The organism is Fulvimonas soli, from assembly GCF_003148905.1.
GTDB classification, from domain to species: domain Bacteria; phylum Pseudomonadota; class Gammaproteobacteria; order Xanthomonadales; family Rhodanobacteraceae; genus Fulvimonas; species Fulvimonas soli.
The window spans coordinates 19,757-41,868 of the sequence record NZ_QGHC01000007.1 but is presented as its reverse complement, the minus strand read 5'-3'; the positions used below and the strand labels follow the sequence as shown (position 1 = coordinate 41,868).

Genomic DNA, 22,112 nt, shown 5'->3' with positions numbered 1-22,112 from the left:
ACCGGACCCGTTCGTGCGCTACCTCTACACCCTCGCGATGTATCTGGTGACGCCGTTCATCGTGCTGCGGCTGCTCGCGCGCGGCATGCGCTACCGCGGCTACCACCTGCGCTGGCGCGAGCGCTTCGGCTTCTTCCGCGCGCCCGCCGCGCCCGGCGGCATCTGGGTGCACGCGGTGTCGGTGGGCGAGGTGAACGCCGCCGAGCCGCTGCTCAAGGCGCTGCGCGTGGACTACCCGAACGCGCCGCTGGTGGTGACCACGGTCACCCCGACCGGCTCGGAGCGGGTGCGCCAGCTGTTCGGCGAGGAGGTGTTCCACGTCTACCTGCCCTACGACCTGCCGTTCGCGGTGGCGCGCTTCCTCGCGCGCATCCGGCCGCGCCTGGCGATCATCGTGGAGACGGAGATCTGGCCGAACCTGTACTTCGCCTGCCGCAACCGCGGCATTCCGCTGATGATCGTCAACGCGCGCCTGTCCGAGCGCTCGCTGCGCGGCTACGCGCCGCTGCGCGGGGTGGTGCGCTCGGCGCTGCGCTGCGTGCGCCTGATCGCCGCGCAGTCGCGCGCCGACGCGGCGCGCTACCGCCTGCTCGGCGCCGAGACCGAGCGCATCGTGGTCAGCGGCAACCTGAAGTTCGACATGCCGCTGCCCGACGGCGCCACCGACCGGGGGCAGCAGCTGCGCGCGCAGTGGGGCCGCCTGCGGCCGGTGTGGATCGCCGCCAGCACCCACGAGGGCGAGGAGCTGGCCGTGCTGGAGGCGCACCTGGAAGTGCTCCGGCGCCTGCCCGACGCGCTGCTGCTGATCGCGCCGCGCCACCCGGAGCGGTTCCGCCCGGTCGAGCACGCGGTGCGCAGCCTGGGCTTCTCGGTGGCCACGCGCAGCGCCCAGCAGGTGCCCGGCGCGGCGCACCAGGTGTTCGTGATCGACTCGATGGGCGAGCTGATGCCGTTCTACGCGGCGGCCGACCTCGCCTTCGTCGGCGGCAGCCTGGTGCCGATCGGCGGGCACAACGTGCTGGAGCCGGCGGCGCTGGCGCGGCCGGTGCTGGTGGGGCCGCACACCTTCAATTTCGAGGAGATCACCCAGACGCTGATCGCCGAGGGCGGCGCCGAGCGGATCGGCGCGGCCGACGCCCTGGGCGGGGCGGTGCAGCGGCTGCTGCGCGATCCGGCGCGCCGGGGGCGCATGGGCGCGCAGGCGCGCAAGGTGTTCGACAGCGAGCGCGGCGCGGTGCGCCGGGTGATGGGCCTGATCGACGGCCTGCTGCAGGAGTAGGGCCGCGAAACGCGGAGGCCGGGCTTGCGGCCCGGCCTCCGTCGACGGCATCGCTTGCCTGGCGTTTACTGCAGCAGCGAATTGACCGCTTCCAGGTCCTTCAGGTCGATCGTGCCGGCCGCCTGCTTGAGCTGCAGCTGGTCGAGGATGAACTGGTGGCGCGACTGCGAGTAGCTGCTCTCGGCCTGGGTCAGCGTCTGGATCGCGTTGAGCACGTCGAGCATGGTCTGCGTGCCGACGTCGAAGCCCGCGCGGGTGGCCTCCAGCGACTTCTGGCCGGCCTCCACCGAGGCCTTGTTCGCCTGCACCTGGCTGATTCCGGCCAGCACCGAGCGGTAGAAGTTCAGCGTGTCGCGGGTGACCTGGCGGCGCTGGCTCTCCAGCGCGTCCTCGGCGGCGTCGCGCTGGTAGATCGACTGGCGCACGCGCGACTGCGTGGCGCCGCCGGCGAAGATCGGCACCGACAGCGTCACGCCCACGGTGGTGCCGTAGCGGCCGTTGCGGTCGGCGAAGGCGCCGCCGATCTTTTCCATCCAGCTCGACGAGGTGCCGCGGCTGACCTGGGCGTTGAGCGTCGGCAGGTGGCCGGCCTTGGCGGCGTTGACGCTGTGCTCGGCCGCCTCGACGTTGTACTGCTGGGCGGCGATGTTCGGGTTGCTGCGCAGCGCCTCCTGCACCCAGGTGTCGGGGTCGTTCGGCGTGGGCGGCAGCAGCGGCAGGTCCTCGCGCAGCTTCTTCAGCTCGCCGACCGGCTTGCCGGTGATCTGGCGGAGCGCCTCGCGCGCGTCGTTGAGGGTGTTCTGCGCGGCGATGGTCTGCGCGCGCGCCAGCTCGTAGGCGGACTTGGCCTGGTACTCGTCGGTGATCGCGGCCAGGCCGACGTTGAAGCGCTGCTCGGCCTGGTCGTAGGCGCGCTTGAGCGCCTCCTCGTTGGCCTTGGCGAAGGCCAGCTGGTCCTCGCTGGTGAGCACGTTGAAGTAGGCGGCGGTGACCCGCACGAACAGGTCCTGCAGCGCCGCCTGGTAGGTCGCGTCCTGCGACTGCGCCTGCGAGCGCGCGGCGTGCAGGTCGGCGATCTTGCTGAGGTCGAGGATGGTCTGGTCCAGGGTCAGCGACTCGCTGCGCGTGCGCACGTGGCCGCCGTTGATCTGCGCGCCGCTCTCGTCGAGGGCCGTGCTGGCGTTGGCGCCGCTGGACTGGCTCAGCGAGGCGCTGCCGTTGACCTGCGGCAGCAGCAGCGCGCGCGCCTGGGTCACGCCTTCGCCGGTGGCCAGCCGCGTGGCCTCGGCCTGCGACAGCACCGGATCGTTCGCGCGCGCTTCCCGGTATGCATCCAGCAGGTCCTCGCCATGGCCGGGCAGCGAGATTGCCGACAGGGCCAGGGCCAGGGTCAGAAGCTTCAAGCGCATGGGGTGCCTCGTGGGAAGGGTGGGGATCGGGGTCAGAACTCGAACCGGCGCGGCGGCTCGGCGTGCTTGAGGTAGGGCAGGTCGGTCTCCAGCAGGCCGGTCTCGCGCAGCGCGCCGCCGGCCTCCTGGGTCAGCAGCACCACCTGCTGCACCGGCGACTCGCCGCGGACCGCCAGCAGGCGGCCGCCCGGCTTGAGCCAGCCGAGGATGCGCGCCGGCACGCGGTACACCGCGCCGGTCAGCACGATGGCGTCGAACTGGCCGGACGGCTGCCAGGCCTGCACCGCCTCGCCGACCTCGAGGGCGACGTTGGCGATGCCGGCGGCGGCCAGGCGCTGGCCGGCCGCGGCGACGAAGTCGGCGTGCATGTCCACGCTGGTGACGTGGCCGGCGAGGCCGGCCAGGCAGGCGGCGAAGAAGCCCGAGCCGGTGCCGATCTCCAGCACGCGTTCCTGCGGGGTCGGCGCCAGCGCCTGCAGCATGCGGCCCTCCAGCACCGGCTTCATCATCACCTCGCCGTGGCCCAGCGGCAGGCACATGTCGGCGAAGGCCAGCTGGCGCTGGGCGGGCGGCACGAAGTCCTCGCGCCGCACGCGGGCGAGCACGTCCAGCACGCGGGCGTCGAGCACTTCCCAGGGGCGCACCTGGTTCTCCACCATGTTCTGCCGCGCCTGCTCGAAGTTCATCGCCATCTGCCAAGGGTCCCGTCGGAATCGAAAAAGGTCAGAAAGGATAAGCGCTTAGGGCTGTTCCGACAATGACTAGCCTGCGGTCCGACGGGCGTCGGACGAAGTGCCGGAAGTCATCGCGCGCGGTTGACGGAAGTCATGCGCGCCGCCGGCTCAGGCGCTCAGCATGCGCGAAGGCTCGCGCATCGGCGCCATGCCGGCGGGCAGGAGCGGCAGCGCCCGTTCCACCGCGCGGTGCAGGCGGGCGTCGAGCCGGCGCAGGCGCGCGGGCAGCGCGTCGTCGCCGCGGCTGCGGCCGGCCACGCACAGCCAGGCCAGCCAGCGCGCCAGCCGCGCGCGCTCGGCCGGGTCCAGCGGCGCCAGCGCGCTGCGCGCGTGGAATGCACGCTGGCGCAGCCCTGCGCTACCCTGTTCCAGCCATGCGCCGAGATTGCGCTGGGCGAGACGGTAGGCGGCGCTGAGCTGCAATTCGGCGATGGTCATCGTGTTCAGGTTCGTCGCGGAAAATAATTGTACTATTTCGTATAGTAAAACTCGACCGCATGTTTGTGAAGGTGTGACATGACCGCTGTGCCGCAAGCCAAGAATCCGGGTCCGGGCCGTCCGAAGGACATGGAGAAGCGCGCGGCCATCCTCGAGGCGGCCAAGGCGCTGTTCATCCGCAACGCCTTCGCCGGCACCAGCATGGACGCGGTGGCCGCCGAGGCCGGCGTCTCCAAGCTCACCGTCTACAGCCACTTCGGCGACAAGGACAACCTGTTCCGCGAGGTGATCCGCGCCCGCGTGCAGGACCTGCTGCCGGAGGAGACCTACCAGTTCGAGCCCGGCGCGGACGTGCGCGAGGCCCTGCTGCGCATCGCCCTCACCCATGCCCGGCTGGACTGCGACCAGGAGAACGTGGGCACCTTCCGCGCCATCCTCAGCGATTGCCGCCAGGGCAACCCCCGCTTCGGCCGGCTGATGTGGGAGGAAGGCATGATGCGCACCCACGCGCTGATGGAACGCCTGTTGCAGCAGGCGGTTGACGCCGGCCAGCTGGACATCCCCGACGTGTCCCGCGCGGCGGTGCAGTTCATGGCCCTGATCAAGGGCAACCTGATGCTGCGGCGCATGTTCGGCTGCGTCGAATGCAACGACAGCTACGCCGCCGAGGTCGAGGCCAACGCGCGCGCCGGCGTGGACATGTTCCTGCGCGCCTACCTGCCGCGCTGAGCCCGCGGGCCGTCCGCCCGATCTCTCCTCTTCGCCGATCCGGCGCCCGGATGGCCGCCCGCCTTCCCGCAGGCCCGCCCCGCGGCCTTCACATTCGCGCCCGCGCCCGCTTCGTGCTTGAATAGCCGCCGATGAAGCGGGGGTGCCGGCGCAACGGCCGGCTGAGAGAGTCCCTTCGAACCTGATCCGGTTAGCACCGGTGTAGGGAGCTTCGCCGCGCGGTCCTTCCCGTCCGCGCGTCCGGCGCCGTCGCTTCCGCCTGCGAATGTCTCGCAGGGGACCCGCGCCTCCCGCGGGCCTCTCCAACCAGCGAAAGCGCGTCCCGCGTGGCGCCTTCCCGGAACCGGACGATTGCCATGAATGCCCAGCTCTCCGACCTCGCGCGCGCCGCGCAGGAACTCTCCGAAGCCGTCACCCGGCCGATCCCCGGCTCGCGCAAGGTCTACGCGCAGGGCAGCCGCGCCGACCTGCGCGTGCCGCTGCGCGAGATCGCGCAGGCGGACACGCCCACCCTGTTCGGCGGCGAGAAGAACCCGCCGATCACCGTGTACGACACCTCCGGCCCGTACACCGACCCGGACTACCGCGTCGACCTCGCCGCCGGCCTGCCGCCGCTGCGCGCGGCGTGGATCGCCGAGCGCGGCGACACCGAGCGGCTGGCCGACCTCTCCTCCAGCTTCGGCCGCCAGCGCGCCGCGGACCCGAGGCTCGCGCCGATCCGCTTCGCCGCCACGCGCGCGCCGCTGCGCGCCAGGGCCGGTGCCAACGTCACCCAGATGCACTACGCGCGGCGCGGCATCGTCACGCCGGAAATGGAGTACATCGCCATCCGCGAGAACCAGCGCATCGAGGCGCTGGCCGGCAGCGCGCTGCTCGACCAGCACCCGGGCCAGTCGTTCGGCGCCGCGCTGCCCAGGCTGATCACGCCCGAGTTCGTGCGCGACGAGGTGGCGCGCGGCCGCGCCATCATCCCGGCCAACATCAACCACCCGGAAAGCGAGCCGATGATCATCGGTCGCAACTTCCTCACCAAGATCAACGCCAACATCGGCAACAGCGCGGTGTCCTCCGGCATCGCCGAGGAGGTGGAGAAGCTGGTGTGGGCGATCCGCTGGGGCGGCGACACGGTGATGGACCTGTCCACCGGCAGGCACATCCACGAGACGCGCGAGTGGATCATCCGCAACTCGCCGGTGCCGATCGGCACGGTGCCGATCTACCAGGCGCTGGAGAAGGTCGGTGGCGTGGCCGAGGAGCTGACCTGGGAGATCTTCCGCGACACGCTGGTCGAGCAGGCCGAGCAGGGCGTGGACTACTTCACCATCCATGCCGGCGTGCTGCTGCGCTTCGTGCCGCTCACGGCCAGGCGCGTGACCGGCATCGTCTCGCGCGGCGGCTCGATCATGGCCAAGTGGTGCCTGGCGCACCACAAGGAGAACTTCCTCTACGCGCACTTCGAGGACATCTGCGAGATCATGAAGGCCTACGACGTGGCCTTCAGCCTCGGCGACGGCCTCAGGCCCGGCTGCGTGGCCGACGCCAACGACGCCGCGCAGTTCGGCGAGCTGGACACGCTGGGCGAGCTGACCCAGGTCGCCTGGAAGCACGACGTGCAGGTGATGATCGAGGGCCCCGGCCACGTGCCGATGCAGCTCATCAAGGAGAACATGGAGCGCCAGCTTACGAAGTGCCACGAGGCGCCGTTCTACACGCTGGGGCCGCTCACCACCGACATCGCGCCGGGCTACGACCACATCACCAGCGCGATCGGCGCGGCGATGATCGGCTGGTTCGGCACCGCGATGCTCTGCTACGTGACGCCGAAGGAGCACCTGGGCCTGCCCAACAAGCAGGACGTGCGCGACGGCATCATCGCCTACAAGATCGCCGCGCACGCGGCGGACCTGGCCAAGGGCCACCCGGGCGCGCAGGTGCGCGACAACGCGCTGTCCAAGGCGCGCTTCGAGTTCCGCTGGGAGGACCAGTTCAACCTCGGGCTCGACCCGGACAAGGCGCGCGAGTTCCACGACGAGACGCTGCCCAAGGACGCGCACAAGAGCGCGCACTTCTGCTCGATGTGCGGCCCGAAGTTCTGCTCAATGAAGATTACCCAGGACGTGCGCGACTACGCCGCCGGGCACGGCACCGGCGAAGCGCAGGCGGTGCAGGAGGGCATGGCCGAGAAGGCCGCCGAGTTCCGCGCGCAGGGCGCCGAGGTGTACCGCAAGGCCTGAGGCCGCCCTTGACGCCGCCGCTACATGGCGGGGCTAGACTGGCTGGACGCAGCCATCCGCCACGCAAAGGGGTCCTCATGGCCACCCAGCCGAAACCGCAGCCCTTCCTTTCCGACATCCAGACCATTCGCAAACGCGCGCGCGAGCACATGAAGCGCGGCGCGGTCACCGACAGCTACACGCTGGACCGCGACACGGTGCTGAAGCTGCTCAACGAGGCGCTGGCCACCGAGATCGTGTGCGTGCTGCGCTACAAGGCGCACTACTACCTCGCCTCGGGCATCAACGCCAAGAGCGTGGCGGCCGAGTTCCTGGAGCACGCCAACGAGGAACAGCAGCATGCCGACCAGATCGCCGAGCGCATCACCCAGCTCGACGGCACGCCCAACTTCGAGCCCGACGGCCTGTCCACCCGCAGCCACGCCGAGTTCGTGGTGCCGGAGGAACTGGCGGCGATGATCGAGGAGAACCTCGTCGCCGAGCGCATCGCGATCGACAGCTACCGCGAGATCATCAACTTCGTCGGCGACCAGGACACCACCACCAAGCGCATGCTGGAGGGCATCCTGGCGATGGAGGAGGAGCACGCCGAGGACATGAAGACGCTGATGGAGAATTTCGGCGAGAAGGGCGAGCCGGCCAAGCCGACGTCGACCCGGCGGGCCGGCAAGCGCGGCTGACGCGCAGGGCGCGGTGCGCGCCCTGCGCCGGTGCGGGTCACCAGCCGGCCAGCACCAGCTTGCCGACCGTGGTGCCCGATTCCAGCCGCCGGTGCGCCTCGCGCAGGTTGGCGGCGTTGATCGGCGAGAGCGTCTCGCGCTGGATGCTCTTGAGCTCGCCGGCGTCGACCAGCTGCGCGACGCGCGCGAGGATGCGGCCCTGCTCGGCCATGTCCGGCGTGCGGAAGCGCGGGCGGGCGAACATGAATTCCCAGTGGATGCCGATGCACTTGGCCTTGTACGGGTCGCCGATGCGCAGCGCGCCCTTCGGCTCCACGATCAGCCCCACGTGGCCCTGCGGCGCCAGCAGTTCGCCCAGCGGCTCCCAGTAGGCGTCGGTGTCGGCGAAGTCCACCGCCGCGTCGACCTGCGCGAAGCCCAGCGCGGCGAGCTGCGGCGCCAGCGGCCGGTGGTGATCCACCACGTGCTGCGCGCCCATCGCGCGGCACCATTCGGCGGTCTCGGGGCGCGACGCGGTGGCGATCACGGCGAAGCCCGCGCGGCGCGCGAGCTGGATGGCGATGGAACCGACGCCGCCGGCGCCCGCGATCACCAGCAGGCTCTTCCCGCGGCCGCCCTGCTCGCTGTCGAACGGCATGCGCTGGAACAGGAGTTCCCACGCGGTGATCGCCACCAGCGGCAGCGCCGCGGCCTGCGCGGCGTCGAACGAGCGCGGCGCGTGCGCGGCCAGCCGCGCGTCCACCGCCTGCAGCTCGGCGTTGCTGCCGGGACGGGTGACGTCGCCGGCGTAGTACACGCGGTCGCCGGGCCGGAAGCCCTGCACGGCGGCGCCGACCGCCTGCACCGTGCCGGCGGCGTCGAAGCCGAGCACGCGCGGCCGCTCCTCCACCTGCGGCCTGGGCGCGCGCAGCTTGGTGTCGACCGGGTTGACCGAGACCGCCTCCACGCGCACCAGCAGGTCGTGCTCGCCGGGCACGGGCGCGGGCAGCTCGACGTCGAGCAGCGCCTGCGGATCGTCGATGGGCAGGTAGCGGGTGAGCGCGACGGCTTTCATGCGGCATCTCCGGCGGGGGCGGGGAGCACGGCGGGCACCGGCGGCGGATTGCGCTCGGCGAACATGCCGTTCCAGTAGGGATAGTAAGGATACGGCGGCATCACCGCGCTGGCGGCATCCAGGCGCGCCACCTGCCCGGCGCTCAGCGCCCAGCCGGCCGCGCCGAGGTTGTCGAGCAGCTGCGCCTCGTTGCGCGCGCCGATCAGCACGGTGGCCACGGTCGGGCGCCGTAGCAGCCAGTTGATCGCCACCTGCGGCACGCTGCGGCCGGTCTCCGCGGCCACGGCGTCCAGCGCGTCGACCACGCGGTACAGGCGCTCCTCGTCCACCGGCGGGGCGAACTGCGCGGTGTCGTGCAGGCGGCTGCCGGCGGGCAGCGGCCGCCCGCGGCGGAGCTTGCCGGTGAGGCGGCCCCAGCCCAGCGGGCTCCACACCACCGCGCCGATGCCCTGATCCAGGCCCAGCGGCATCAGCTCCCACTCGTAGTCGCGGCCGACCAGCGAGTAGTAGGTCTGGTTGGCGACGAAGCGCGTCCAGCCGCGCTCGGCGGCGGCGCGCTGCGACTTCATCAGCTGCCAGCCGGCAAAGTTGGAGGCGCCGAGGTAGCGCACCTTGCCCGCGCGCACCAGCTCGTCCAGCGTGCGCATCACGTCCTCCACCGGCGTCATCGCGTCGAAGTGGTGCAGCTGGAGCAGGTCGATCCAGTCGGTGCCCAGCCGCTTCAGCGCGCGTTCCACGCCGCGCACGAGGTGGTGGCGCGAGGCGCCCACGTCGTTGGGGCCGTCGCCCGCGCGCAGGGTGAGCTTGGTGGAGAGGATCGCCCGCTCGCGCCGGCCCTTCAGCGCGGCGCCGAGGATCTCCTCGGAGGCGCCGTCCGAATAGACGTCCGCGGTGTCGAACAGGTTGGCGCCGGCGTCCAGGCAGAGGTCGACCAGGCGCTTCGCCTCGGCGGCGCCGGTGCTGCCCCAGGCGCCGAACAGCGGGCCCCTGCCGCCGAAGGTGCCGGCGCCGAAACCCAGAGCGGGCACCTTGAAGCCGGAACGGCCGAGAAAGCGGTATTCCATGACGAAGCTCCGTGACGCGGGACAAGGGACTCAGGCCTGCGGGCAGGCCGCGACCGCCCGCGAAACGCGCCGGCCGCGCAAGGCATACGCGGCCAGCGCGATGCCGGTCGCCGTCACCAGCGCGGCGGCCCAGGGCAGCGCCGCCAGCCCGGCGCCGCGCGCGATCACCCGGCTGCCCAGCCACGCGCCCAGCGCGTTGGCCAGGTTGAACGCGCCGATGTTGAGGCTGGACGCCAGGCTGGGCGCGGCGGCGGCCTGGCGCAGGATCCACAGCTGCAGCGGCGCCACCGTGGCGAACATCGCCATGCCGAGCAGGCCGGTGAACAGCGCCATCGACCAGCGGCCATGCTGCGCGAAGCCGAGCACGCACAGCACCGCCGCCAGCGCCGCCAGCGTGCCGACCAGCGCGGCGGACAGGCGGCGGTCGGCGAGCCGGCCGCCGAGCGGGTTGCCGATCATCATGCCCACGCCGAACACCAGCAGCACCGGCGAGACCATCGCGTCGCCGAAGCCGCTGACGCGGGTCAGCAGCGGCTCGATGTAGGTGTACACCACGAACACGCCGGCGAAGCCGAACACCGTGGTGGCCAGGCCGAGCAGCACCGGCGCGCCGGCGATGGCGCGCAGCTCCGTGCCCAGCGCCACCGGCGCCGCTTCGTCGTCGCGCGTGGGCGGCACCAGCACGGCCAGCGCCGCCATCGCCAGCGCGCCGATCGCGGCGACCGCCCAGAACGCCGCGTGCCAGCCGAAGTGCAGCCCCAGCCACGCGCAGGCCGGCACGCCGGCCAGCGTGGCCAGCGCCAGGCCGTGGAACATGGTGGCGATCGCCGAGGCCTTGCGCTGCTCCGGCACCAGCGCGGTGGCCACCACCGCGCCCACGCCGAAGAAGGTGCCGTGCGCCAGCGAGGTGAGCACCCGCGCGGCCATCAGCGCGGCGTAGCTGGTGGCCAGCGCGCAGGCGAGGTTGCCCGCGGTGAAGACGGCCATCAGCGCCAGCAGCACCGCCTTGCGCGGCAGGCGGCGGGTGGCCAGGGTGATCGCGGGCGCGCCCGCGAACACGCCCAGCGCGTAGCCCGAGATCAGCAGGCCGGCGGTGGCGATGCTCACGCCGAGATCGGCGGAGACCTGCTGCAGCAGGCCCATGATCACGAACTCGGTGGTGCCGATGCCGAAGGCGCCGGCCGCCAGCGCGTACAGCGCCGGCGGCGTGCGGAAAGCGTTGTCGGATGCCATGGGGAAGCGCTCTCTCCTCGAGGGACGGGGCGCAGCCTAGGCACTTGCACTCTCAGCGGAAACCACCAACATGGCGATTCATTTTCAATCAAGCGTTGAAGATCATGGACCGCCTGGACGACCTCGCCCTGTTCCTGCGCGTGCTGGACCAGGGCTCGATCAGCGCCGCCGCGCGCAGCCTGGGCCTTTCCGTGGCGGTGGCCAGCCAGCGCCTGAAGCGGCTGGAGCGCGGACTGGGGGTGCGCCTGCTGCAGCGAACCACGCGGCGCCTGCATCCCACCCCGGAAGGGCGATTGCTGGCCGAGCAGGGCCGCGCCCTGGTGGAGGATCTGGACGCGCTCACCACCGACCTGCGCCAGAGCGCCGCCAGCGTGTCCGGCACGCTGCGCATGACGATGTCCGCCGCGTTCGGCCGCCAGTACATCTCGCCGCTGCTGCCCGAGTTCCTGGCGCGCTACCCGAAGCTGCGCCTGTTCGCGCACCTCAGCGACGAGCTGGTGGACGTGGTGGGCGCGGGCTTCGACCTGGCCATCCGCATCGGCGCGCTGAGCGATTCCAGCCTGGTCGCGCGCCGGCTGGCCTCGAACCGGCGCCTGCTGTGCGCCTCGCCCGACTACCTGCGCCGGCACGGCCGCCCGCGCACGCCGGCCGAGCTGGCCGGGCACGAGTGCGTGCTGCTGTCCGGCCGCGACGGCCGGCAGGACGTGTGGCGGCTGGTCGACCGCCGCGGCCGCGAGCACGCGGTGCGCGTGCAGGGCCGCTTCGAGACCACCCTGGGCGAGCTGGTGCGCGACGCGGCGCTGGCCGGCCAGGGCATCGCCCTGCATTCGCTGTGGCACGTGCACGAGGACCTGGCGGCCGGCCGGCTGGAGGCGGTACTGCCGGACTACGCGCTGCCCGAGAGCGGCATCTGGGCGGTGACGCCGCAGCGCCGGCTGGTGCCGCCGCGCGTGCGCGCCTTCGTCGATTTCCTGGCCGAGCGCTTCGGCGAGGTGCCGCCGTGGGAGCGTGCGCATCCGCCGCGACGGACGGCAGGCCCCGCGCCGCGCACGGCGCGGTCGCGCACGCGGCGTTAGTGCCGTTGTCGCGGCGCCAGGCCGTCGTCCCAACCCGGCCGCGCGCAGCCGCCGCTGTTGCTCGCCATTCCGGCGCAAGCCGGAATCCCGTTGAAACATGTCCCGCGCAGCGGGCGACATCTCTTGATGTCGGGTGCTGCGCACGGCATTCCTCACTGGATTCCGGCTTGCGCCGGAATGACGGCGAGGAAGGTGCGAGCGGTCGGCGCTTACTGGATCGTCAGGCGATAGACGAAGGTGAGGTCGGTGCCGTTGCTGTCGCGGTTGTGCCGCACGATCGTGTGCATGCCCGGCGCCATCGGCCGGAACATCAGGAAGTAGCCGTACACGATGCCGGGCTGGTAGCCGCCGGTGATGCAGGGATCGAACGCCGTCTCGCTGAGGTCGCCCTTGAGCGCGAACAGGTCCTCCGAGGTGTAGAGGTAGCGCTTGGGGTTGAAGACCGGCCGCCCGTCGAGCTTCAGGTCCAGCTGCACGACCATGTTGTAGGCGAGCGCGTCGGCGACCAGGAAGTCGTACAGCGATTGCCCGGGCCCGGGCGCGAAGGCGGGATCGGGGCACGGCCAGTCGTCGGCGATGCTGCCGACGTTGAGCAGGATCGCCTTGCCGCGCGGGATGGTGCAGCTGCGCGTGTAGACGCCGGAGCCGGGCGCCGCGATCGGCGCCAGGAACCACACCGGGCCGTCCTGGCCGACCGCGCAGTCCGCGCCGGTGGGGTCGATGTACGGGTTGTGCGCGAGCGGCTGCGCGTAGATCCACTGCCACGACAGCTCGGCCCAGCTGGCGATGCCCTTGTCGAAGGGCCGCGCGTCCTTCGGGTACAGCATGGGGTTGAGCAGGTCTTCGATGGAGGCGGGTTCGGCGGCATGGGCCGCGGCGACCGCGCCGCAGGCGACGAGCAGACTGCACAGCAGCTTGAGCTTGGTCATGGCCTGATCTCCTTGGACTTGCCGAAGGGACGGTCCGGCATCGATGGGGAGGGGGGAGCGCCGGACCGGGTGCGTCCTCGACGGGATGCGCCGCCAGCTTCGCGCCGCCGTGCCGGGCGCGCTTTCACAAACCTGCGCGCGGGGAATGCGATGCGGCGCGCGGCCCGAAGCACGGCGGCTGCGTCGGCCCGGCAGCCGCGCCGGCGTTCCGCTTTCAAAAACGTGCGCCCGCGTTCCGTTCCGCGGGGCGCCGTCCGGCGCAGCCGGGCGTATGATCCGGTGCGGTTCCCGGATGAGCGGCGGGGCGTCCGATGTCGATCATGCAGACCGTGCTGCGATCGCCGCGCTTCGAGGTGGTCAGCCACGTCTGCCGGCACCCGCGGGTGGACTGCGGGTACTCGCCGGGCGGCGAGCCGGCGCGCTTCATCTTCACCCGGCGCGGCGCCTTCGGGGTGCATGCCGGCGGCCGCAGCTGCATGGCGCGGCCGGGCCAGGCGGTGCTGCTGCGCGCGGGCGTCGAGTACCGCATCACCCATCCCGACCGCGACGGCTGCGATTGCTGCACCGACGTGTGCATGGACGAGTCCGTGCTCGCGGAGCTGGGCGTGGCCGGCCGCGCCGGGCCGGCCTGCCAGGCCTTCGGGCACGACCTGGCGTTCCAGCAGATCCACGTGGAGCTGCTGCTGGGCCTGCGCCGCGGCGCCCTGGCCGGCGAGGCGGACGCGGCCCTGCTGGACCTGTTCGACCGCCTGTTGCAGGCGCGCCAGCCGGTGCGCCTGCGCCCGGCCGCGCTGGCGCGCCGGGTGGCGCGGGTGGAGGAAGCCATCCTCGCGCGCGTCGGGGAGAACCTGGAGGTCGACGCGCTGGCCGCGCTGGCCGGCTGCTCGCCGTTCCACCTGTGCCGGATCTTCCGCGCCGTCACCGGGCTGTCGCTGCGGCAGTTCCGCCTGCAGCAGCGGCTGGGCGCCGCGCTGGGGCGGCTGGGCGAGGGCGAGGACGATCTCGCGGCGCTGGCCTGCGACCTGGGCTTCTACAGCCACAGCCACATGACCGAGGCGTTCCGCCGGGCGCTGGGCCGGTCGCCACGGCAACTGCGCGAGGATCTGCGGTGCAGCGACCTGCGCCACCTGCGTGCGCGGCTGCGCGCGCCGTCACGCGCGGCGGCGCGCTGAGAGCCTGTTCAAGGTCTTTCCGTGTCCTGCCCGTCGGGAACCGATTGCGCGGGCCAGCCGAAGAGTTGACGTGGGTCCGCAACGGCGGCATGGCGGGAGTGGGCGATGGTGCGCCGTCGCGGCCGGAGGCCGCTCCCACCAGGCTTGCGGGGCCCCTGTGGGAGCGGCCTCCGGCCGCGATCGACCTGGCGCGGGACCGCCAGCGGCCCCGATGCCAGGCCCGTCGAGGCCATGTCCCAGCACCGGGTGGTCAGGCGCGGCTTTGCTCAGCCGGAGAAGCATGGGAGGCAAGGAAGGAGCGGCGAGCGCTGCCTCCGCCCATGCTTCATCCCGCTGCCTTCCTGGCGCCCTTCCTCGGAAGCTCTTGAACAGGCCCCGGGGACGAGGCGCGCGCCGCGGAAGGGATCAGCCCTTGCTCGACCGATAGCGCTCGATGCCGTCGCGGATCTGCGCCTTCGCCTCGTCGGCGCCGGCCCAGCCGTCGAGCTTCACCCACTTGCCCTTCTCCAGGTCCTTGTAGTGCTCGAAGAAGTGGCCGATGCGCTCCAGCCAGTGCGGCGAGACGCTCTTGATGTCGTCGATGTGCGCGTAGCCGGCGAAGACCTTCGCGGTCGGCACCACCACCAGCTTCTCGTCGCCGCCGGCCTCGTCGGTCATCTTCAGCATGCCCACCGGGTGGCAGCGGATCACCGAGCCGGGCACCAGCGGCAGCGGCAGGATCACCAGCGCGTCCAGCGGGTCGCCGTCGTCGCCCAGCGTGCCCGGCACGTAGCCGTAGTTGCACGGGTAGCGCATCGGCGTGGAGAGGATGCGGTCGACGAAGATCGCGCCGCTCTCCTTGTCCACCTCGTACTTGACCGGTTCGGCGTCCTTGGGGATTTCGATGATGACGTTGATCTCGTCCGGCACGTTGCGGCCGGCTTGCACCAGGTCCAGGCCCATGGCGGGGCACTCCTTCGAAGGGATGGGGAAAGAAGCGAAGTCCGTCAGGATAAGCCAATCCTTGCGGCGGCGCACCATGCGGGCGCCGCGGCGGCGGCGGGCCGAAGCCCTCCCGGGCGGCCCGCGGGAGGTCCTGCCGGATCAGCGGAACGGCCGCTCGCGCAGCCACTTGGTGGCGATCCACTTCTCGCCGCGCGTCACCGGCAGGCCGGCGTGCAGCGAGGCCTCGTCGCCGGCCTCGTAGGCGAAATAGACGGCCGAACCGGCCAGCGCGGTGACGGTGAGGCCGAGCGCCGGGAAGCCGGTGCCGCCGCCTTCCTCCGGCGTGTTGAGGTACATCACCACGCTGGCCACGCGCTGGCCGCCCTTGGCGGTGATCGCGGCGAAGCCGGGCTGGGCGGGGTCGAACCAGTCGTAGTGCGGCTCGTATTCCTGGCCGGGCAGGTAGTGCAGCACCTGCAGGCCCTCGCCGTGGTCCGCCGGCATGTCCAGCAGCGCGGCGATGCGCCGCTCGATGCGCGCCACCAGCGGCGTCTCGCCGGGAGCGAAGAACATGCCGGCGCTGGTGCGCCGCTCGTCCACCTGCTGGCGGCCGTCCTCGGCCACGGTGCGCGCGCGGGCCAGGCGCGGCCGCGCCAGCGCGATCAGCTCGGCGCATTCGCCCGCGTCGAGCAGGCCGTCGAGCACGCGCAGCGGCGGCGCGTCCACGCCGAGCGCGACGCGCACGCGGCGGTCGCCGGCCTCGGCCAGCGGCGCCTGCGGATGGCGCGGCCGCCGCCCGGCCGGGCCCGCGCCGGCGCTGATCGCGCTCAGCGGGATCTTCAGCACCTGGGCGAGGGCGACGCGGCTCTGCGCCGGCGGGTAGCCGGCGTCCTTCATCAGCTTGAGCACCTCCGGCACGCCGTGGCCGGCGCGGGTGGTGGCGAGGATCCACTCGCGCAGTTCGGGGGTGATCGTGGCACGGGAAGACATGGCGGGAAGCGGATGGCGTCGGGTGGGGATGGCGTCGCGGGCCCGCGGGCGCCGCCGGCCGCCACGCAAGCTTAGGGCCTGCCCGGAATCCTGCAATGCCGGCCGCGCCGTTGGCCGGGGCACGGGTTCAGGGCATGGCATTTCACGCGGCGTCCGCCGGTTCCGGCGTGGATGCGCGCTTGTCCCTCGTCGTCATCGCGGTGCGGATCGAACGGGCGTGCAGAGCGCCCGCGAAGCGGATGGCCCGCAGGAGCGGGGCGTAGCGAGCCATCCAGTCATGCGCGTCGTGCGAAGTAGGCGAAGCCTGCTTTCGAGTGCTTCCGCACGACATCCTTTCGCTGGGTTCCGGCCTGCGCCGGTATGACGGGCGGGAGCCGCGGGCGTGGACCGGAAGCGCGGCCCGGGCGCGGCGCCGCGGCGGGTCCTCCCGCCGCGGGCGGGATCAGGCGCGTGTCCCGGGCCGCCGCCGGCGCGTCATTTCAGCTGGTCCCACAGGAAGTCGTAGGCCAGCGCGTGCATGTGCGCGGACTGCTTGTTGTCGGCGCCGGCGCCGTGGCCGCCTTCGAGGTTCTCGAAGAACCACACGTCCTTGTAGCCCATGCCCTGCATCTTGGCCGCCATCTTGCGCGCCTGCACCGGGCCGACGCGGTCGTCGCTGGTGGTGGTGTAGAACAGCACCGGCGGGTAGTGCATGCCCGGCTTGAGGTTCTGGTACGGCGAGAAGGTCCGGATGAACGCCCACTGCCCGGGATCGTCCGGGTCGCCGTACTCGGCGATCCACGAGGCGCCGGCGGACAGGTGCACGTAGCGCTTCATGTCCAGCAGCGGCACCTCGCAGGCGATCGCGCCGAACAGCTGCGGGTACAGCGTGAGCATGTTGCCCATCAGCAGGCCGCCGTTGCTGCCGCCCTCGGCGCCCAGGTGCCTCGGCGAGGTGACGCCGCGCCTGACCAGGTCCTGCGCCACCGCGGCGAAGTCCTCGTAGGCGCGCAGGCGGTCGGCCTTGAGCGCGGCCTGGTGCCAGCGCGGGCCGTACTCGCCGCCGCCGCGGATGTTGGCGATCACGTACACGCCGCCGCGCTCCAGCCAGGCGCGGCCGATGCTGCCGCTGTAGAACGGCTCCAGCGACACCTCGAAGCCGCCGTAGCCGTAGAGCAGGGTGCGGTTGGAGCCGTCGAGCTTCAGGTCCTTCGGCGCGATCTCGAAGTAGGGCACGCGGGTGCCGTCCTTCGAGGCGACGAAGTGCTGGTTCACCTGGAACCGCGAGGCGTCGAAGAAGGCCGGGCTCTGCTTCAGCGTCTCGGCCGCGCCCCCGCCCAGCACGCCGCGCTGCAGCGAGGAGGGGGTGAGGAAGCCGGTCACGCTGAGCCAGTACTCGTCGCTGTTGTCCGGGTCGGTGTCGGCCACGGTCACCGTGCTCATGCTGGGCGCGCCGGCCATCGGCGCGCGCGGCCAGTCGCCGTTGCCGGACGCCGGCGGGGTGAGCACCTCCAGGCGGCTCTTCACGTCGTCGAGCACGTCCAGGATCAGGTGGTGCCGCGTCCAGGCGAAGGAGGACAGCGCGGTGTGCTCGTCGGGCCGGAACAGCACGGCGAAGTCGCGCTTGCCGGCCATGAAGTCGTCGAAGCGGATCGCCAGCAGCGCGCCGCCGGGGTAGGTGGCGCCGCCGGTCGTCCACGGCGTGCGCGTCTGCACCAGCAGCCATTCGCGGTGGGCGTCGAAGCCGGCCGCGTCGCTGGGCAGGTCCAGGTGCACCAGCCCGCCGTCCTTGCGCAGGTAGTTCTCGGTGTGGAAGAAGTCGGTGACGACGACGACGAAGTCGCGCTCGAAGCCGGGCGTGCGGTCGTGGAAGGCGCTCACCGTCATGTCGTCCGGCCTGGCCTCGTGCACCGCGGCCGCCGCCGCGAGCGGCGTGCCGCGCTTCCATTCCTTGACGATGCGCGGATAGCTGGAGCGGGTCATCGAGCCGGGGCCGAAGTCGGTGCCCACGTAGATGCGGTCCTGGTCGATCCAGCCGACCTGGCTCTTGGCCACCGGCAGCTCGAAGCCGCCCTTCACGAAGGACTTGCTCGGGATGTCGAACTCGCGCACCGCCACCGCGTCGCCGCCGTCGGGCGAGAGCGAGACCAGGCAGCGCTCGTAGGCCGGCTTCAGGCACTCGGCGCCCTTGAACACCCAGCGCTTGCCCTCGGCCTTGTTCAGCGCGTCGACGTCCAGCAGCACCTCCCACTTCGGCTCGGCCTTGCGGTACTCCTCCAGCGTGGTGCGCCGCCACAGGCCGCGCGGGTGCGCCTTGTCCTGCCAGAAGTTGTAGAGATGGTCGCCGTGGCGCGCGACGTAGGGGATGCGCGCGTCCGAATCGAGCACCTCCAGGATGCGGTCGCGGGTGCGCGCGAACTCCGGCGAGCTGGCGAAGCGCCGCTCGGTGACCGCGTTCTGCGCCTTCACCCAGTCCATGGCGCGCGCGCCGTGGATGTCCTCCAGCCAGAGGTAGGGATCGTCGGAGGCCTGCGTGCCGGCAGGCGCGGGCTGCTGTGCGTGGGTCATGCCGGCCAGTGTGAGGCCGAGGGCCAGCGCGATCCAGGGCGCGCGATTCGTCATGGGAAAGTCCTCGTCGGTCGGCGAAGGGACCAGTGTGGGGCGATGGCGGGCCGGGCGCCTGTGACTAAAGTCAGGGCCGGCCCCGCCCCGCGATAACGCCCTCTCCCCTGCGGGGAGAGGGCTGGGGTGAGGGGTCGATCTTGCGGGGAGGCTTCGGTAGTGCGTGGGAGTTGGAGTCGCGGGTTTCTTTCGCCCTCGCAGGGTGCGGCTCCAGGGCGGGACCGGGGCCAGTGCGGCCCCTCACCCCAACCCTCTCCCCGGAGGGAGAGGGGGCGAACGTGGCGGGCGGGCTTGGCCGCCCGCCTCCGGATCACAGCAAGGGGATCAGCAACAAGGCCACGATGTTGATGATCTTGATGAGCGGGTTCACCGCCGGGCCCGCGGTGTCCTTGTAGGGATCGCCCACGGTGTCGCCGGTGACCGCCGCCTTGTGCGCGTCCGAGCCCTTGCCGCCGTGGTGGCCGTCCTCGATGTACTTCTTGGCGTTGTCCCAGGCGCCGCCGCCGGTGGTCATCGAGATCGCCACGAACAGGCCGGTGACGATGGTGCCGATCAGCACGCCGCCGAGCGCCTGCGCGCCGGCCTCGGCGCCGCCCAGCCACTTGAAGCCGAACACCACCAGGATCGGCACCAGTACCGGCAGCAGCGAGGGCACCAGCATCTCGCGGATCGCCGACTTGGTGAGCATGTCCACCGCGCGCGAGTAGTCCGGCTTGGTGGTGCCCTGCATGATCCCGGCGATCTCGCGGAACTGCCGGCGCACCTCCTCCACCACCGCGCCGGCGGCGCGGCCCACCGCCTCCATCGCCATCGCGCCGAACAGGTACGGGATCAGGCCGCCGATCAGGAGGCCGATGATCACGTAGTGGTTGGACAGGTCGAAGCTCACCGCGCCGGTGCCGAAGTGCTGGCCGAGGTTGTGCGTGTAGTCGGCGAACAGCACCAGCGCGGCCAGGCCCGCCGAGCCGATCGCGTAGCCCTTGGTCACCGCCTTGGTGGTGTTGCCCACCGCGTCGAGCGGGTCGGTGACGCCGCGCACCTCCGGCGGCAGCTCGGCCATCTCGGCGATGCCGCCGGCGTTGTCGGTGATCGGGCCGTAGGCGTCCAGCGCCACCACCATGCCGGTCATCGACAGCATCGCGGTGGCCGCGATGGCGATGCCGTACAGCCCGCACAGCGCGTAGGCGCCCCAGATCGCCGCGCACACCGCCAGCACCGGCAGCGCGGTGGCCTTCATCGACACGCCCAGGCCGGCGATGATGTTGGTGGCGTGGCCGGTGGTGGAGGCCTGCGCCACGTGCCGCACCGGCGCGTACTCGGTGGCGGTGTAGTACTCGGTGATCACCACCATCGCGCCGGTCAGCGCCAGGCCGATCAGCGCGCAGCCGTACAGCCGGCCCACGCCGAACGCCGAGGCGCCCATCAGCTGCGCGGTGATCGGCCAGAACGCGATCGCGGCGAGGACCGCCGAGACCGCCACGCCGGCGTACAGCGCGTTCATGATCTTCGGGCCGCGCGCCTTGACGAAGAAGGTGCCGATCACCGAGGCGAGGATCGAGGCGCCGCCCAGCAGCAGCGGGTAGAGCACGCCGTTGCTGCCGGTCTGCTCGGCCATCACGCCGCCCAGCAGCATGGTGGCGATCAGGGTCACCGCGTAGGTCTCGAACAGGTCGGCGGCCATGCCGGCGCAGTCGCCCACGTTGTCGCCCACGTTGTCGGCGATCACCGCGGGGTTGCGCGGGTCGTCCTCGGGGATGCCGGCCTCCACCTTGCCGACCAGGTCGGCGCCCACGTCCGCGCCCTTGGTGAAGATGCCGCCGCCCAGGCGCGCGAAGATCGAGATCAGCGAGGAGCCGAAGGCCAGGCCCACCAGCGCGTGCAGCGCGTGCATGGTCTCGTAGCCCATGCGGCTCAGCGCCACGTAGTACGCGGCCACGCCCAGCAGGGCCAGGCCGACCACCAGCATGCCGGTGATCGCGCCGCCGCGGAACGCCACGGCCAGTGCCGCGGCCAGCCCGCCGCGCGCCGCCTCGGCGGTGCGCACGTTGGCGCGCACCGACACGTTCATGCCGATGTAGCCGGCCGCGCCGGAGAGCAGCGCGCCGATCGCGAAGCCGATCGCGGTGCCCCAGTCGAGGGCGAAGCCGATCACCAGGAACAGCACCACGCCGACGCCACCGATGGTGGTGTACTGGCGGTTGAGGTAGGCGCGCGCCCCTTCCTGGATCGCCGCGGCGATCGCCTGCATCCGTTCGTTGCCCGGCGACTTCGCCAGCACCCAGCGCACCGACAGCGCGCCGTACAGAACCGCCACGACCGCACATGCCAGCACGATCCACCAGCCAAACTGCTGCAGCATCGGAGCCTCCCCATGAGTGGTACCGCCAGATTCGATTGTCGCCGCTCCCCGGCGGCGGGCCGCCAGGCGACGGCTGGGGTCGAGTATAGGCAGACGCGGCGCGGCGCAGTGTTGTGCGGCGCAACGGATCGGCGGATGACCGTGGGATGGCGCGACAAAAAAGGCGGCGCCGGAGGGCGCCGCCCGTGTGGGCGCGTGGGCCGCGCCGTGCCGCCTATTGCAGCGCCATGTCCACGATGATGCCGGTGGCGATGGCCACCAGCAGGAAGCCGTCGTCGCTGCGGATCCAGTGGTAGCCGTACGGCGGCGGACGCAGGCGGTAGTGGTGGTAGTCGTTCACCACGTAGACCGGGCCGTAGTAGCGGCTGCCGCGCACCCAGTGGTGATACACCGGCCGCGGGTAGTAGCCGCCATGGTAGTAGCGGGGCGGCGGCGGGCGATGGTCCCAGTGCGGCGGGGGCGGCGGCCGGTGCGCCCAGTGCGGCGGCGGGCCGGGGTGGCGGTCGTAGTGCGACGGCCCCGGGCGGCCATGGTCGCGGTGGTCGTAGCGGTCGCGGTCGTGGCCGCGATCGTGGTCATGGTCGGCCAGCGCCGCCCCGCTGGCGGCGGACAGCACGACGAGGGCGAACATTTTCAGGATGGTCTTCATCCGTCCTCCTTGGGCCGGGCGCCATGCCCGCCTGGAAAGGCAGCCTAGGCAGGCATGTCTGAATCGCAGCCGCGCTTTGGCCGCCCGCGCCGGCGTCCGCTCAGCAGGCAGTCAGTCATCCGGCGTTGCCGGTCGGGACACGGTGAGGATGTGCCGCCGTCGCGGCCGCATCAGCGGGGCGACCGCGGCCGCCATCGCGTCGAAGCCCTCGCGCAGCGCCGGGAAGAGCTGGCGGCCCTCGGCGGTGAGGACCACCCGGCGCGCCTTGCGCTCGAACAGCGCGATGCCGAGCAGCGCTTCCAGCTGGCGAATCTGGTGGCTGACGGCCGTGGCGGTCACCGCCAGCTCCTCCGCGGCGAGGCGGAAGCTCTTGTGGCGCGCGGCGGCCTCGAAGGCGCGCAGCGCCGCCAGCGGCGGCAGGCGCCGGCGCTGGCGTTCCAGGGATGAACTGGGCTCAGGCATCGGATGAGAAAATATCGTTTTTCCCGACGGAAAAGCCTCCATCGCATGCGCCGCACTTGCCATTCCGTGAATGGCTTTCGTGCGTGAGGAGTGCCG

Annotated in this window: 19 protein-coding genes and 1 riboswitch; of the genes, 6 read left to right on the top strand and 13 right to left on the bottom strand. The window is 72.0% G+C overall.

The annotated features are described in order from the left end of the window. Positions 1-13: 13 nt before the first annotated feature. The gene (waaA, locus tag C7456_RS10235) at positions 14-1,279 is read left to right on the top strand and encodes a lipid IV(A) 3-deoxy-D-manno-octulosonic acid transferase (protein ID WP_109723657.1); all 1,266 of its coding nucleotides are present in this window, start codon (positions 14-16) and stop codon (positions 1,277-1,279) included. A gap of 65 nt (positions 1,280-1,344) precedes the next feature. Here waaA and C7456_RS10230 read toward each other — a convergent pair whose 3' ends face one another. From C7456_RS10230 to C7456_RS10220, 3 genes are all read right to left on the bottom strand, one after another. After that, the gene (locus C7456_RS10230) at positions 1,345-2,688 is read right to left on the bottom strand and encodes a TolC family outer membrane protein (protein ID WP_109723656.1); all 1,344 of its coding nucleotides are present in this window, start codon (positions 2,686-2,688) and stop codon (positions 1,345-1,347) included. Positions 2,689-2,720: 32 nt separating this feature from the next. Further along, positions 2,721-3,380, bottom strand: coding sequence for a protein-L-isoaspartate O-methyltransferase family protein (locus tag C7456_RS10225; RefSeq protein ID WP_109723655.1), 660 nt, complete (start codon positions 3,378-3,380; stop codon positions 2,721-2,723). Between the two features lie 150 nt (positions 3,381-3,530). After that, on the bottom strand, positions 3,531-3,860 hold the full coding sequence (locus C7456_RS10220; protein WP_109723654.1) for a hypothetical protein: 330 nt from the start codon (positions 3,858-3,860) through the stop codon (positions 3,531-3,533). A 129-nt stretch (positions 3,861-3,989) separates the two neighbouring features. Between C7456_RS10220 and C7456_RS10215 the strand changes: the two genes are divergently transcribed. The 3 genes from C7456_RS10215 (at position 3,990) to C7456_RS10205 (ending at position 7,503) form a co-directional block, all read left to right on the top strand. Then, positions 3,990-4,589 (top strand): TetR/AcrR family transcriptional regulator, encoded by a 600-nt coding sequence (locus tag C7456_RS10215; RefSeq protein ID WP_425454631.1) that lies wholly within the window; start codon positions 3,990-3,992, stop codon positions 4,587-4,589. A gap of 128 nt (positions 4,590-4,717) precedes the next feature. Continuing rightward, a riboswitch (TPP riboswitch) is annotated at positions 4,718-4,814 on the top strand. Positions 4,815-4,945: 131 nt separating this feature from the next. Beyond that, complete coding sequence (thiC, locus tag C7456_RS10210; RefSeq protein ID WP_109723652.1) at positions 4,946-6,823, top strand: phosphomethylpyrimidine synthase ThiC; 1,878 nt, start codon at positions 4,946-4,948, stop codon at positions 6,821-6,823. 77 nt (positions 6,824-6,900) lie between these two features. Beyond that, positions 6,901-7,503, top strand: coding sequence for a ferritin-like domain-containing protein (locus tag C7456_RS10205; RefSeq protein WP_109723651.1), 603 nt, complete (start codon positions 6,901-6,903; stop codon positions 7,501-7,503). 37 nt (positions 7,504-7,540) lie between these two features. Here C7456_RS10205 and C7456_RS10200 read toward each other — a convergent pair whose 3' ends face one another. Genes C7456_RS10200 through C7456_RS10190 form a run of 3 tightly spaced genes read right to left on the bottom strand, consistent with a single transcriptional unit; the run spans position 7,541 to position 10,854 of the window. Continuing rightward, positions 7,541-8,557 (bottom strand): zinc-binding alcohol dehydrogenase family protein, encoded by a 1,017-nt coding sequence (locus C7456_RS10200; RefSeq protein WP_109723650.1) that lies wholly within the window; start codon positions 8,555-8,557, stop codon positions 7,541-7,543. Further along, a complete protein-coding gene (locus C7456_RS10195; RefSeq protein ID WP_109723649.1) occupies positions 8,554-9,621 on the bottom strand; it encodes an aldo/keto reductase in 1,068 nt (355 codons plus the stop codon). Before C7456_RS10195 ends, C7456_RS10200 begins: the two co-directional genes overlap by 4 nt. Positions 9,622-9,651: 30 nt before the next feature. After that, positions 9,652-10,854 (bottom strand): MFS transporter, encoded by a 1,203-nt coding sequence (locus C7456_RS10190; RefSeq protein ID WP_109723648.1) that lies wholly within the window; start codon positions 10,852-10,854, stop codon positions 9,652-9,654. 104 nt (positions 10,855-10,958) lie between these two features. Between C7456_RS10190 and C7456_RS10185 the strand changes: the two genes are divergently transcribed. After that, positions 10,959-11,930 carry a LysR family transcriptional regulator gene (locus C7456_RS10185; protein ID WP_109723827.1) on the top strand — a complete coding sequence of 324 codons (972 nt, stop codon included), beginning with the start codon at positions 10,959-10,961 and terminating at the stop codon, positions 11,928-11,930. Positions 11,931-12,139: 209 nt separating this feature from the next. Here the strand turns inward: C7456_RS10185 and C7456_RS10180 are convergent, their stop codons facing one another. Then, on the bottom strand, positions 12,140-12,859 hold the full coding sequence (locus C7456_RS10180) for a hypothetical protein (RefSeq protein ID WP_109723647.1): 720 nt from the start codon (positions 12,857-12,859) through the stop codon (positions 12,140-12,142). A 320-nt stretch (positions 12,860-13,179) separates the two neighbouring features. On the opposite strand from C7456_RS10180, the gene C7456_RS10175 reads away from it, so the two are divergent. Then, positions 13,180-14,031 carry a helix-turn-helix domain-containing protein gene (locus C7456_RS10175; protein ID WP_146203583.1) on the top strand — a complete coding sequence of 284 codons (852 nt, stop codon included), beginning with the start codon at positions 13,180-13,182 and terminating at the stop codon, positions 14,029-14,031. Between the two features lie 405 nt (positions 14,032-14,436). Here C7456_RS10175 and ppa read toward each other — a convergent pair whose 3' ends face one another. The 6 genes from ppa to C7456_RS10145 form a co-directional block, all read right to left on the bottom strand. After that, positions 14,437-14,973: an inorganic diphosphatase gene (ppa, locus tag C7456_RS10170; RefSeq protein WP_109723645.1), complete on the bottom strand. Its 537-nt coding sequence runs from the start codon at positions 14,971-14,973 to the stop codon at positions 14,437-14,439. A gap of 141 nt (positions 14,974-15,114) precedes the next feature. Next, positions 15,115-15,945, bottom strand: a complete 831-nt coding sequence (locus tag C7456_RS10165) for a 2OG-Fe(II) oxygenase (protein WP_109723644.1) — start codon at positions 15,943-15,945, stop codon at positions 15,115-15,117. A 474-nt stretch (positions 15,946-16,419) separates the two neighbouring features. After that, complete coding sequence (locus C7456_RS10160) at positions 16,420-18,546, bottom strand: prolyl oligopeptidase family serine peptidase (protein ID WP_109723643.1); 2,127 nt, start codon at positions 18,544-18,546, stop codon at positions 16,420-16,422. Between the two features lie 310 nt (positions 18,547-18,856). Beyond that, the gene (locus C7456_RS10155; RefSeq protein ID WP_109723642.1) at positions 18,857-20,905 is read right to left on the bottom strand and encodes a sodium-translocating pyrophosphatase; all 2,049 of its coding nucleotides are present in this window, start codon (positions 20,903-20,905) and stop codon (positions 18,857-18,859) included. A gap of 214 nt (positions 20,906-21,119) precedes the next feature. Beyond that, positions 21,120-21,554 (bottom strand): RcnB family protein, encoded by a 435-nt coding sequence (locus C7456_RS10150; protein WP_109723641.1) that lies wholly within the window; start codon positions 21,552-21,554, stop codon positions 21,120-21,122. A gap of 111 nt (positions 21,555-21,665) precedes the next feature. Continuing rightward, complete coding sequence (locus C7456_RS10145) at positions 21,666-22,016, bottom strand: LysR family transcriptional regulator (RefSeq protein WP_281268515.1); 351 nt, start codon at positions 22,014-22,016, stop codon at positions 21,666-21,668. Positions 22,017-22,112 lie beyond the last annotated feature (96 nt).

Excerpts from the sequence above, each read along its gene's own strand:
- C7456_RS10185 (WP_109723827.1), top strand. The coding sequence starts at position 10,959 with ATGGACCGCCTGGACGACCTCGCCCTGTTCCTGCGCGTGCTGGACCAG.
- thiC (WP_109723652.1), top strand. The coding sequence starts at position 4,946 with ATGAATGCCCAGCTCTCCGACCTCGCGCGCGCCGCGCAGGAACTCTCC.
- C7456_RS10180 (WP_109723647.1), bottom strand. The coding sequence starts at position 12,859 with ATGACCAAGCTCAAGCTGCTGTGCAGTCTGCTCGTCGCCTGCGGCGCG.
- C7456_RS10145 (WP_281268515.1), bottom strand. The coding sequence starts at position 22,016 with ATGCCTGAGCCCAGTTCATCCCTGGAACGCCAGCGCCGGCGCCTGCCG.
- C7456_RS10155 (WP_109723642.1), bottom strand. The coding sequence starts at position 20,905 with ATGCTGCAGCAGTTTGGCTGGTGGATCGTGCTGGCATGTGCGGTCGTG.
- C7456_RS10190 (WP_109723648.1), bottom strand. The coding sequence starts at position 10,854 with ATGGCATCCGACAACGCTTTCCGCACGCCGCCGGCGCTGTACGCGCTG.
- C7456_RS10150 (WP_109723641.1), bottom strand. The coding sequence starts at position 21,554 with ATGAAGACCATCCTGAAAATGTTCGCCCTCGTCGTGCTGTCCGCCGCC.
- C7456_RS10200 (WP_109723650.1), bottom strand. The coding sequence starts at position 8,557 with ATGAAAGCCGTCGCGCTCACCCGCTACCTGCCCATCGACGATCCGCAG.
- C7456_RS10225 (WP_109723655.1), bottom strand. The coding sequence starts at position 3,380 with ATGGCGATGAACTTCGAGCAGGCGCGGCAGAACATGGTGGAGAACCAG.
- ppa (WP_109723645.1), bottom strand. The coding sequence starts at position 14,973 with ATGGGCCTGGACCTGGTGCAAGCCGGCCGCAACGTGCCGGACGAGATC.
- C7456_RS10160 (WP_109723643.1), bottom strand. The coding sequence starts at position 18,546 with ATGACGAATCGCGCGCCCTGGATCGCGCTGGCCCTCGGCCTCACACTG.
- C7456_RS10175 (WP_146203583.1), top strand. The coding sequence starts at position 13,180 with ATGCAGACCGTGCTGCGATCGCCGCGCTTCGAGGTGGTCAGCCACGTC.
- C7456_RS10195 (WP_109723649.1), bottom strand. The coding sequence starts at position 9,621 with ATGGAATACCGCTTTCTCGGCCGTTCCGGCTTCAAGGTGCCCGCTCTG.
- C7456_RS10230 (WP_109723656.1), bottom strand. The coding sequence starts at position 2,688 with ATGCGCTTGAAGCTTCTGACCCTGGCCCTGGCCCTGTCGGCAATCTCG.
- C7456_RS10165 (WP_109723644.1), bottom strand. The coding sequence starts at position 15,945 with ATGTCTTCCCGTGCCACGATCACCCCCGAACTGCGCGAGTGGATCCTC.
- C7456_RS10215 (WP_425454631.1), top strand. The coding sequence starts at position 3,990 with ATGGAGAAGCGCGCGGCCATCCTCGAGGCGGCCAAGGCGCTGTTCATC.
- C7456_RS10220 (WP_109723654.1), bottom strand. The coding sequence starts at position 3,860 with ATGACCATCGCCGAATTGCAGCTCAGCGCCGCCTACCGTCTCGCCCAG.
- C7456_RS10205 (WP_109723651.1), top strand. The coding sequence starts at position 6,901 with ATGGCCACCCAGCCGAAACCGCAGCCCTTCCTTTCCGACATCCAGACC.